Source organism: Nitrospirillum bahiense (assembly GCF_007828025.1).
Classification (GTDB): domain Bacteria; phylum Pseudomonadota; class Alphaproteobacteria; order Azospirillales; family Azospirillaceae; genus Nitrospirillum; species Nitrospirillum amazonense.
Window position 1 is genome coordinate 202,944 of the sequence record NZ_VITO01000011.1, and the last position, 13,448, is coordinate 216,391.

A 13,448-nucleotide genomic window follows, 5' to 3' on the forward strand; every position below is an offset into this window, starting at 1 on the left:
GGGAGCTGGCATTATGACGAAGCGGATGGACACGCGCGCGGACGGCAATAAGAAGATCCGGCACGCTTTCCTGCTAGGGGCTTCCGCGCTGGCCATCGGTGTCTCGCTCGCGGCGACGCGACCTGCCCGGGCCGACACGATCGTCTCGACCAGCGGCAGCTCCCAGATCAAGGTTTCCATCACCTCGACCCTGGTTTCCATCGCCAGCGGGGTGGTGCGCTCCGGTACGACGGTGCTGTCCATCTCCGCCCCCGTCGGCACGCTGATCAACAGCGGCACCATCAATTCCAGTTTCTCCGGAATTAACAACCAAAGCGTGATGGGCACGTTGGTCAACAACGGCACTATCTCGGCCAGTGTGCTGGCGCTATCCAATAACAACACCGCCACGATCACCAATTTCATCAATACGGGAACGCTTTCGTCTTCCAACACCACGAATAATACGGCGGCCGCCATCTACAACGGCGGCAAGATCGGCACGCTGACCAACACCGGGCTTATCCGGGGCGCGGAAAATGTCCTGTTCATCCACACGATCGACGGGGGCCCCGGCTCCATCGGCTTGATTGCCAACAGTGGCACCCTCGCGGGCAATATCTGGAACCGTACGTCCAACAACCTGACCATCGCGGGCGGCAGCGGTAGCGTCGTCGGCACCCTGACCGGTTACACCGTCGGTAACCTCGGCACCATCATCAACAGTCTCAGCAACTTGGTGCTGTCGACCGGCAACATCCTGCTGAACGATCGTGTCACCATCACCGGCCACACGCTGAGCAACCTGGGCGCCGCCGTGACGCTCAACACCCTGGTAAGCGTCACCGGCAACTACAATCAGTCGGCCGGCACCCTTGTGCTGCAGGGCAATGGCAAGCTGGCGGTGTCCAACTCCGCCACCGTGGCCGGCACCGTCCTCACCAGCCTGTCGGCCAGCAACAACTACCTGGTCACCGGCAGTGTGACCACCCTGGTCGCGGGCGGGACAGGCTCGAACTACAGCTCCGTCGTCGTGAGCACGACCGGGCTGGCGCCCACCTTGGTCTCCGCCAGCGGCGCCGCCAGCGGCAACAACCTGATCCTGTCCATTGGCAACGACTATGTCGGTGGCACCCTGGCCTCCATCGGCAATACCGGCACGCTGGCGCCCTCCGGCACGATCGCGGCCGTTTATGTGGCCGGCACCCTGGGAACCCTGACCAACGCGGCGGCCGGCACTCTTTCGGCCTACTTGGGCGTGCGGGTGGCAGGTGGCGGCACCTTGGGCCAGGTGGTGAATAGTGGCCTGATCAGTGGCGCCACCGGCGGTAGCAGCGGCATCCTCTCCACCCTGGGCGCCGGCATCGGCACCATCACCAACAGTGCCACCGGCACCATCGCGGCCGCCAATTCGTTTGCCGCCATCAACGCCTCCGGCGGTGTCATCGGCACCATCACCAATGCCGGCCTCATCTCGAACAGCAGCACCGGCGTGGGCCTTTGGGACACCGGAACGGTCACCCAGTTCAACAACAGCGGCACGGTTCGGAACCAGTCCACCAACTATGGCGCCGTCTACGTTGGCGCCAGCAGTGCGCAGGCCGTCGGCACGCTCAACACCCTCAGCAACAGCGGCCTGATCCAGAACGCCAGCGCTTCCAGCAGCGGCACCGTGGCCGCCATCTTGGCCGACGGCACCGTCATCTCCGGCAGCACCCTTTCCGGCACGATCGGCACCGTGCTGAACAGCGGCACCATCAGCGCGCGGACCGCCATTCGTGTCGGCGCCTATGGCAGCATCGGCACGGTGGTGAACAGCGGCACCGTGCTGGGCAACATCTTCAACCAATCGACGCGCGACTTGACCCTGACGGGCGGCAGCGGCACGACGGTTGGCACCTTCACCGGGTTGACCGGGACGGTGGGCGCCATCATCAGCAACGGCAACGTGGTGTTCGGCGTTGGCACGGCGCGCAGCAACATCCTGCTGAACGACATCGTTTACACCGGCGGCACGGTCTACAACAACAGCGCCAACATCAGCTTTGGAACCCAGAGCGTCGCCACCATCAGCGGTGCCTTCGCCCAGACCTCGACTTTGGGCACCCTGTCACTGGGTACCGCGCGGTTGTCCATCACGGGTGCTGCCGGCATCGCCGGCACGGTGCTGGGCAGCTTCGACACCGCCGTCAACCATACCCTGGGCGAGGGTATTACCCTGATCACCGCCGACGGCGGCATTTCCCTCGCTTATGGGACCTTGACCGGCGTGGTTCGTGCGGCGGGTACCGGCATCAATGCCGCGTCCAGCATCAGCGGCAACAGCCTGCTGGCGCAGGTGCAGAACTACTATGTCGCGACCACCTACGGCACCGTCACCAACACCGGCACTTTGACGTCCACCTCGGCGGTCTATGTGGCGGCCACCGGGACGCTGGGTGCCGTGTCCAATACCGGTGTCATCCAGGGCAACATCGTCAACCTCAGCTCCAACGACCTGACCCTGCTGGGCGGCAGCGCCGGCACCTTCGGCACCTTCACCGGCCTCACCGGCACGCTGCCGGGCAGCATCTTTAACACGGCTGGCAACGTGACGCTGGCGGGCAGTATCCTGCTGGACGACACCGTCAATGTAGGTGGGACCACGCATACGGTGGTGGCTGACGGGGCCACGGTTCGGCTGAACCATGGCATCAACATCACCGGCAACTACAGCCAGACAGGCGGCACGCTGGCGGAGCTTTCGGCCGTCAGCGGCGGTGAACTGATCGTCAGTGGCGCGGCCGTGGTCAGCGGCGTGAACTACACAGTCGTGGGCGCCACCGGCGCCTATCACTATCTGCAGGGACCGGCGGGGGCCACGCCCATCATCGCCGGCGGCGTTGGCTCCAGCTACACCAGCATCACCTACGACAGCGGCATCACCGGTCTGACCCTGGGCGGCTACACCCAGGGCACCAGCCTGTGGGGCACCGTGCTGAACGATTATGTTGGCGACAGCCTGGCCTCCATCTCCATCGGCAGCGGCACCGTGCTGGCCACGCCGGCCGGCGTGGCCACGCTGATCTACATCGCCGGGGCCGGCACGCTGGGCACGCTGTCCAACAGCGGGACCATCCAGGGCAACATCGCCAACAACGGGTCGGCCGATCTCAACCTGCGCGGCGGCAGTGCCACCTGGGGCACCTTCGCCGGTGCCGGCGGCACGCTGGGCACGATCACCAGCACGGGCGGCAACGTGGTGGTCTCGGGCGGCCAGGTCTACCTGGCGGACCAGGTCAATGTCGGCAGCGGCCTGCTGTACAACACCGGCGGTACGCTGGGCGTGGCGCCGGGCGTGACGGTGACGGGCAACTACCTGCAGAACAACGCCACCGGCACCCTGGTCCTGGGCCCGAACGCCCCCCTGGTGGTCACTGGGTCCGCCATCATCACCGACGGCTACATCAAGGTCGGCAGCTTCGACAGCCTGACCAACCACGTGGCGGGAGAGACCGCCACCCTGGTGCAGGCGGGTGCCTCCTCCACCTACACCCTGGTCAGCAGCCAGAGCGTGCCGGTGGTGCAGTCCAACGTGGGTGGCCTGGGCGTCATCGGCACCCAGGTGGGCAACAACCTGCAGGCCGTGGTCGAGAACGACTACTTCGGCACGTCCACCGCGGCGTTCACCCAGGCCGGCACCATCGTGCTGGGAACCAACAGCCAGGCCAGCGCCGCGCTCTATGTGGCGGGGACGGCCACCATCGGCACCCTGACCAACACGGGCGTGCTGAACGGCGAGGCCAACCTCGGCAACGGCATCTTCATGGGGTCGTCGGGCACGCTGGGCGCGTCCATCGGCACGCTGGTCAACACCGGCACCATCGCCGGCCGCGTGGGTGTCGCCAACTACAACGGCGTCATCGGCACCATCGACAACAGCGGCCAGATCCTGGACAGCCTGCCCAACTCGGGCATCTACAACGGCAACACCATCGGCCTGGTGAACAACCAGGCGGCCGGCACCATCGCCGGCGCCTATGGCATCGCCAACAGCAACCTGCTGGGCACCCTCCTCAACGCCGGGCTGGTCGCCGGCTCCATCACCAGCGGGTCGACCACCGCGGTGGGCGTCGCCAACTCCAACTACGGCACGCTCAACACCCTGACCAACAGCGGCCGCATCCTGGCCACGGCCGCGCGCATCGCGGACGGCGTGCTGAACTACGGCACCCTGGGCACCCTGACCAACGCCACGGGCGGCACCATCGGCGCCAGCGGCACCATCGTCAGCGGCACGGGCAACGCGCTGGCCGGCGTCGCCAACGGCGGCACCATCGGCACCCTGAGCAACAGCGGGCTGGTCACCGCCACCGGCACCATTACGGCGGCCCCCTTCAATGTGGTGGCCGGCATCGCCAACATGTCGGGCGGGTTCATCAGCACCCTGGCCAACGCCGGCACCATCGCGGGCAACGGCACCATCACCGGCAACAATGGCAACGCCCGCCTGGCGGGCGTGTTCAACGCCGGGACCATCGGTGTCCTCACCAACAGCATCGGCGCCACCATCAGCGGCCAGCTCTATGCCGTGGACAACTATGCCGGCGGCAGCATCGGCCAGTTGAACAATGCAGGCACCATCACCTCCGCCTCCCGCTCCGCCGTGTTCAACGAGGGCACGATCGGAACGCTGTCCAACACCGGTGTCATCCGCGCCGCCCGCAGCGCCCTTTGGCTGGGCGGGACCAGCAGCACCATCGTCAGCCTGGTCAACAGCGGCCTGATCCAGAGCACGGACCAGCAGGGCATCGCGCTCACTCCCAACACCACCATCGTCAGCCTGGTCAACACCGGCACCATTCTGGGCGCCACCTCGGGCATCGACAACTATGGCACCATCGGCACCCTGACCAACAGCGGGACGATCCAGAGCCCCATCCTCGCCATCCAGGTGGGCAACGGCGGCACCATCGGCACGCTGGTCAACAGCGGCACCATCGCCGGCTCCATCCTTAATGACGCCTCCACCGCCCTGACCCTCACCGGCGGCAGCGGCATGGTAGTGGGCGTGCTGACGGGCAGCAGCGGCGGCCTGGGCGGCGCCGACAAGGGCCGGATCAGCAGCACCGGTGCCGACCTGGTGTTCAACGGCGGCAACCTGCTGCTGAACGACGACATCACCGCCACCGGCCGCACGGTGGTCAACAGCGGCGCCTCGCTGCGCCTGGCCAACACCGTCATCGTCACGGGCAATTACGCGCAGGGCGCCACCGGCACCCTGGTGCTGGGCAGCGGCGCGCTGCTGTCGGTGACCGGTGCGGCCACGGTCACCGCGGGCACGGTCACGTCCAGCGGCTTCAACGCCACCGGCAACTACCTGGCGGGTGGCAGCAACGTCACCCTGGTGCAGGGCGGCGCCGGCTCGTCCTACAACACAACGGTGGTGGCGGGCGGGGGCATCACCGGCCTGGGCCTGACCGGCAGCGTGTCGGGCAACAACCTGCTGGCCGTGGTCGGCAACGACTATGTCGGCGCCTCGCTGGGTTCCATCGTCAACAGCGGTTCGCTGAGCTACAGCGGCGCCAGCACGGGCGCGGTCTACGTGGCCGGCACCGGCAGCCTGGGCACCCTGGTCAACAGCGGCACCATCGCCGGCTCCATCGCGGTGGAGGTGGCGTCGGGCGGCACGCTGGGCCAGGTGGTCAACACCGGCACCATCAGCGGCAACTTGGTCAACCTGTCGACCAACGGGCTGGTCCTGTCGGGTGGCACGGTGGCGGGCACCTACACCGGTGGCACCATCACCAGCACCCTGGCCAATGTGACCCTGGCCTCGGGCGCCATGGTCCTGGGCGACGCGGTCAATGTCGGCACCGGCACGCTGGTCAACGGCGGCGCCTCGGTGCTGCTGAACACTGTCGTCTCGGTCACCGGCAACTACGGCCAGACGGGCGGGACGCTGAACGTGGGGGCCAACGCGCTGCTGGTCAGCGGGGCGGCGGTCATCACCGGCGGCACGGTGGTTTCCGGCGCCACCTTCGCGCCCACCGCCAATTATCTGGCGGGCAGCAACGCCAGCACCCTGATCCAGGGCGGCGCCGGGTCCAGCTACAGCGGCTACAGCGTGTCCGCCGGGTCCCTCACCGGCCTGGCGTTCGGCGGCACCACCAGCGGCACCAACCTGGTGCTGGCGGTGAACAATGACTATGTCGGGACCCTGCTGCCCACGCTGGACAACAGCGGCAGCATCGGCGGCATGCAGACCGCCCTGTTCGTGCGCAGCACGGGCAGCATCGGCACGGTCAACAACAGCGGCACGCTGGCCGGGGTCGGTGCCGTCACCGGCTACGGCGCCTCCATCGCCGGCACCATCGGGACGCTGACCAACAGCGGCCTGATCAGCGGCGACGGCGCCAACGGCGGCTACGGCCTGCTGAACCGCGGCACCATAGCCACGCTGATCAACACGGTGGGCGGCACCTTCGCCGCCCTGGCCGGCACGGTAGGCTACGGCCTGATCAACCAAAGCATCCTGAACACCGTCGTCAACTATGGCCTCATGACCGGCCACGACGGCGGCCTGCAGAACACGGGCACCATCCAACTGCTGGACAATACGGCCGGCGGCACCATCCGGTCCAACAGCGCCAGCGCGCAGCAGGGCCTGCGCAACGACGGCACCATCGTCACGCTGCTGAACGATGGCCTGATCGGCAACAACTACGGCCTGTTCCAGGCGGCGGGCACGATCCAGACGCTGGTGAACAACGGCACCATCGCGGCCAACGCCAGCGGCGTGTACATGAGCGCCGCCATCGGGACCATCAGCAACAGCGGCACGATCACGGCGTCGCACAAGGCCATCGTGGCCAATGCCGCCCTGACGGCGCTGCTGAACAGCGGCACCCTCAGTGGCACGCAGGCCCTGGCTATCGGCGTGAACGGCCGCGTAGGCACGATCAGCAACACCGGCGTGATCCAGGGCAACATCGTCAATACCGGCACCGTCGCCCTCAGCATCGGCGGCGGCACGGGCACGGTGGTGGGCACGCTGACCGGCAGCACGCTGACCAACCGGGGCACGATCACCAGCACGGGCACCAACGTGGTGCTGTCGGGCAACCTGCGGCTGAATGACAACATCAACGTCGGCACCAACACGGTGACCAACGCCGGTGGCGCCATCACCCTGGGCACTGTCGCCACCATCACCGGCAACTACACCCAGGCGTCTGGCACCCTGGTGATCACCCCGGGCACCAGCCAGCTGAGCATCACCGGCCGCGCGTCCATGACCGGCGGCACGGTGCTGGCCAGCTTGGCCGGCACCGGCAACTACCTGGCGGGCAACTCCGCCACGCTGGGCTCGGCCCTGTCGATCTCAAGCTTCGCCGGCGTGACCGTGGTGGCGGCCGGCGCCGCCGGCCTCAGCGCCACGGCGGGGCTGGGCACGGTGGGCACGCTGGTCAACCTGCTGCTGGCCTACAACAACGACTATGTCGGCGGCACGCTGGCGACGTTGACCAACACGGGCAGCCTGAGCGCGGGCACGGCGGTGGTCATCGCCAGCACGGGCAGCCTGGGCACGCTCAGCAACACCGGCACTATCGCCGGCGCCGTCAACAACCTGTCCAGCCACGACCTGACCATCGCCGGCGGCGCGGGCGGCACCGTGGGCACCTTCACCGGCCAGTCGGGCAAGGGGCTCATCACCAACACCCTGTCCAACGTGGTGCTGGCCTCCGGCGGCCTGGTGCTGAACGACGACGTCAACGTCGGTGCCGGCACCCTGGTCAACAGCGGCGCGTCCGTGGTGCTCAACACCCTTCTCAACGTCACCGGTAACTATGGCCAGTCGGCGGGCCGGCTGGACCTGGGCTACGGCAACCGCCTGTCGGTCACGGGTGCCGCCGTCCTGACGGGGGGCACGGTCGCCACCACGCTGCAGTCCAACGTCAACTATCTGGCGGGCCAGGCGGGCGGCACGCTGGTGGCGGGCGGCGCCGGGTCCAGCTACACCGGCGTCAGCGTCCAGTCGGGTCTGTTCCCGCTGGTGCTGAACGGCACCACCGCGGGCAACAACCTGCTGGCCGTGTCGGTCAACGACTACATTGGCACTATCCTGCCCACCCTGGCCAACACCGGCACCATCAACACCGCGCCGACGGCCCTGTTCGTGGCCTACGGCACCGGCAGCCTGGGGACGCTGGTCAACAGCGGCACGCTGGCGGGCAACGGTGGGTCCACGGCGGCCGGCGTCCGGGTGGTGGGCACCCTGGGCACCATGACCAACAGCGGGCTGATCAGCGCGCAGGGAAGCGTCAGCGGCTACGCCCTCTATAATCAGGGCACCATCGGCACCGTCATCAACCAGGCCGGCGGCACCATCCAGGCGGGCGGCACCTTGGGCGGCGGCTTGCTCAACAGCGGCGGCACCATCCTCAGCCTGGTCAACGCCGGCCTGATCATGGGGCCGCAGCCGGGCCTGTACAACCTCAGCAACGGCACCATCGTGTCGCTGAACAACAGCGGCACCATCCGGACCACGAACACGAACGCGGCCAGCGGCATCGCCAACGCCGGGCTGATCAATACGCTGACCAACAGCGGGCTGATCGCCAGCTATTCGGCGATCTACCTGAATAACGGCACCATCGGCAGCCTGGTCAACAGCGGCACCATCAGCGGCCAGGGCAACGCCCTGCTGCTGACGGGGGCCGGCCGTATCGGCACGCTGGTCAACAGCGGGCTGATCCGGGGCAACATCCAGAACTACAGCGGCAACGACCTGAGTATCGCTGGCGGCACGGGCGGCCTGGTGGGCACGTTCACGGGGGCCGGCGGCACCGTCGGCACCATTACCAACACCTCGGCCAACGTGGTGTTCAGCTCCGGCGCGCTGTCGCTGAACGACCAGATCAACGTTGGCGCCAACACGGTCCGCAACACCGGCGCCAGCCTGGCGCTGGCGGGTAACATCAGCATCACCGGCAACTACAGCCAGAATGCCGGCACGCTGATGGTCAACCCCGGTACGGCCCAGCTGACGGTCAGCGGCACCGCCAGCATCACCGGCGGCGCGGTGCAGGTCAGCCTGTCCGGCACCAGCAACTACCTGGCGGGCAACGCCTATACCCTGGTGCAGGGCGGGGCGGGGTCCAGCTACACCGGCGTCACCATTGCCACGGCCGGCCTGACGGGCCTGGGGGCGACGTCGTCCATCGCCACGGTTGGGGGCAACCTGGACCTGCTGATGGCGGTGACGACCGACTATGTCGGCACGGTGCTGGGCAGCATCAACAACACCGGCACGCTCAGCGGCGCCACGGCCCTGTACATCGCCAGCACGGGCAGCCTGGGCGCCCTGGCCAACAGCGGGGTGATCCAGGGCAACATCGTCAACGCCAGCGCCAACGCGCTGACCATCACCGGCGGCGCGGGCGGCACCGTCGGCACCTTCACCGGCCAGTCGGGCAAGGGGCTCATCACCAACACCCTGTCCAACGTGGTGCTGGCCTCCGGTAGCCTGCTGCTGAACGACGACGTCAACGTCGGCGGCAACACCCTGGTCAACAGCGGCGCGTCCGTGGTGCTCAACAGCCTCCTCAACGTCACCGGCAACTACGGCCAATCGGCGGGCGCGCTGATGATGGCCTATGGCAACCGCCTGTCGGTCACGGGTGCGGCGGTGCTGACAGGCGGCACCATCGCCGTCACCGGCGTGCCCGGCACGCTGAACATGCTGGCGGGCGTGGGCGGCACGGTCGCCCTGGTGACCGGCGGTGTGGGCTCTGGGTACACCGGTCTCAGCTACAGCTCCGACGTGACGGGCATGGAGGTCACGGGTTCGGTTGGCGGCAACAGCCTGTACCTGGCCGGCCTGAACGATTATGTCGGCACGGTTCTGGGCAGCCTGAACAACAGCGGCACGATCAGCGCCAACAACGCCGTGTACGTGTCGGCGACGGGGACGCTGGGCAGCCTCACCAACACCGGCACGCTTCTGGGCACCAATGCCGCCCTGAACAACCTGGGCAGCATCGGCACCATCACCATCGGCACGCTGACCGGCACGGGCACGACGACGAGCTACGGCACGGTGGGTCTGCTGCAGGGCGCGGTGGGTATCACCAACGCCGGCAGCATCGGCACACTGGTCAGCTACGCCACCATCATCGGCACCACCGGGGCGGCGGTTGACAACCAGGGCTCGATGTACAGCCTGGGCAACGCCGGAACCATCACCGGGGTGACCGCGGGCATCAACAACGCCGGCAGCATCGGCGGCCTGGTCAACGCCAACCAGGTCACCGGCAGCATCGGCATCAACAACACCGGCACCATCGCCTTCATCCAGAACTTCGTCTTCGCCACCGACAGCCTGACCACGTTCATCGGCAGCATCAACGGCTCGGCCACGGGCCTGAGCAATGCCGGCGTGGTCGGCACCCTGGTCAACGCCGGCGCGATCACCGGCAGCATCGGCCTCAACAACTCGGGCACCGTCCTGGGCCTGGCGAACGCCCTCTTCCCCACCGGCAGCCTCACCGCCGTGGTGGGCAGCATCACGGGCTCCGCCACGGGTGTGCGCAACACCGGCGTGGTCGGCACCCTGCTGAACATGGGTGTCATCTCCGGCGGCGCCTACGCCCTGTACAACGGCGCCGGTGCCACGCTGGGCACCATCGCCAACGCCGGCACCATCAACGGCAACATCGCCAACCTGTCGACCAGTGACCTGGTCATCGCGGGCGGTGGCGGTACCCTGACGGGCGGCAGCATCAGCAACACCGCCAGCAACGTGGTGTTCGCCGGCGGCACCCAGGTGGTCAATGACGCCCTCAACGTCGGCAGCCACACGGTGGTCAACAGCGGCGCCAGCCTGGCCTTGGGCGGCGACCTCAGCATCACCGGCAACTACAGCCAGGCCACGGGCACGCTGGCCCTGTCGACCAACCACCTGTTCGTCAGCGGTGTCGCCAATGTGAGCGGCGGTGTCATCACCGCCAGCGTGGACGCAGCGCAGAACTACGTGGTGGGGGGCAGCAACGGCGCCATCCTGATCCAGGGCGGGGCGGGGTCCAGCTACACCGGGGTCAGCCTGACCTCCGGCGTAAGCGGCCTGACCATCGCCGCCGGCGTGGACACCATCGGGTCCAACGTGGACCTGGTGGTCGCGGCGGCCAACGACTACATCGGCGGCACGCTGGGCAGCTTGGGCAACAGCGGCACCATTAGCGGGGTAGTCACGGCGGCCTACATCGCCACCCTGGGCAGCCTGGGCACCTTGGCCAACAGCGGCCTGCTGGCCGGTGCCGCCTTTGGCGTCAACAACCGGGGCATCCTCGGCCTGGTGGACAACAGCGGGACGATCAGCGGCGTCACGGCGGTCTACATCGCCGGCACGGGCAGCCTGGGCACGCTGGCCAACAGCGGCGTGATCCAGGGCGGCATCGTCAACGCCTCGACCAATGCCCTGACCGTCACCGGCGGCGCGGGCACGGTGGTGGGCAGCCTGACGGGCACGCTGGCCGGCACGCTCAGCACCCAGGGCACGATCACCAGCACGCTGGCCAACGTGGTCCTGGGGGGCGGCAACCTGTTCCTGAACGATCAGGTCACCGTGGGCAGCGGCACGCTGGCCAACAGCGGGGCGTCGCTGCGGCTGGGCAACGGCATCGCCGTCCAGGGCAACTTCAGCCAGTCCTCCGGCACCCTGGTGGAGGCCTACGGCAATGGCGCGCTGTCGGTCAGCGGCGCGGCGGTCATGACCGGCGGCACCCTGGCCATCACCGGCGCACCGGGCACGCTCAACGTGCTGGCGGGCCAGGGCGGCTTCCCGGCCGCGGTGGTCGGCGGCACCGGTTCCAGCTACACCGGCCTGAGCTATGACAGCGGCGTGGCGGGGCTGGAACTGACCGGCAGTGTGGGCGGCAACAACCTCTACGTCGTCGGCGTGAACGACTATGTCGGCGCGGCGCTGGGGACGCTGAGCAACACGGGCACGCTGAGCGCCAACAACGCGGTCTATGTGGCGGCCACGGGCAGCGTCGGCATCCTGTCCAACAGCGGTATCCTGACCGGCAGCAACGCTGCCATCGACAACCAGGGCAGCATTGGCACCCTGGTGAACACCGGCCTGGCGGCCGGCAGCGTGACCGCGCTGTACAATGCCGCCAACGCCACCCTGGGCACCATCGTCAACAGCGGCACCATCCAGGGCAACATCGTCAACCTGTCCACCGGCGACCTGGTCATCGCGGGCAACGGCACCCTGGCCGGCACGCTGACGGGCGGCAGCATCAGCAACACGGCCAGCAACGTGGTGTTCGCGGGCGGCAGCCAGGTGGTGGGCGACAGCATCGTCAACGTGGGCAGCCACACGGTGGTGAACAGTGGCGCCACCGTGAGCCTGGCCACCACGGTCAGCATCACCGGCAACTACAGCCAGGCCAGCGGCACCCTGGCGCTGGGCAGCAACGCCCTGATGGTCAGTGGCGTGGCCAGCATCGGTGGCGGCGTGGTCAGCACCACCCTGGACAGCGTCGGCAACTACATCGTGGGCGCGTCCACGGGCGTGATCCTGGTGCAGGGCGGGGCGGGGTCCAGCTATACCGGCGTGGATGTCCTGTCGGGCATCAGCGGCTTGAGCCTGGCGGCGGACACCACCACCGTGGGGTCCAACATCGACCTGGTGCTGGCGGCAGCCAACGATTACATCGGCGGCACGCTGGCCAGCCTGAACAACACCGGCACCATCAGCGGCGTGGTCACGGCGGCCTATATCGGCACCCTGGGCAGCCTGGGCACGCTGGTCAACAGCGGCGTGCTGGACGGTGAGTTCTATGGTATCCGCAACCGAGGCACCATCGGCCTGGTGGACAACAGCGGCACGGCCACGGGCCGGGTGGGCCTGTGGAACCAGGGCAGCATCGGCACGGTGCTGAACACCGGCACCCTGAAGGACGCGCCGGAGGTCAACGCCGCCGGCCTGAACAACCAGGGCACCATCGGTGCCGTCATCAACCAGGGCACCATCAGCAGCGTCGCCTACGGCCTGTACAACAGCGGCACCATCGCCAGCATCGACAACAGCGGGGTGATCAGCGCCACCGACACGGTCAGCGGCCGGGGCCTGCGCAACAGCGGCACCATCGGGAGCATCAGCAACAGCGGCACCATCGCCGGTGTCACCGCCCTGTACAACCAGGGCAGCATCGGCACCATCGCCAACAGCGGCACCATCGCCGGCAGCATCGTGAACACCAGCGCCAACGCCCTGGTGTTCACGGGCGGCAGCGGGTCCACCGTGGGCACGCTGACCGGGACCAACGGCATCGGCACGATCACCAGCACGCTGGCGAATGTGGAACTGGCCAGCGGCAACCTGGCGCTGAACGACCAGGTCAACGTTGGTGCCGGCACGCTGGTGAACAGCGGCGCCAACGTGCTGCTGACCAACGCCATCAGCGTGACGGGCAACTACG

Annotated in this window: 1 protein-coding gene; it reads left to right on the forward strand. The window is 68.0% G+C overall.

Translation table 11 applies throughout. From position 1 onward, the window contains the following. Positions 1-13 precede the first annotated feature (13 nt). Positions 14-13,448, forward strand: a 13,435-nt coding sequence (locus tag FBZ88_RS17490) for an S-layer family protein (RefSeq protein WP_145618489.1), incomplete at its 3' end; no start/stop codon positions are given.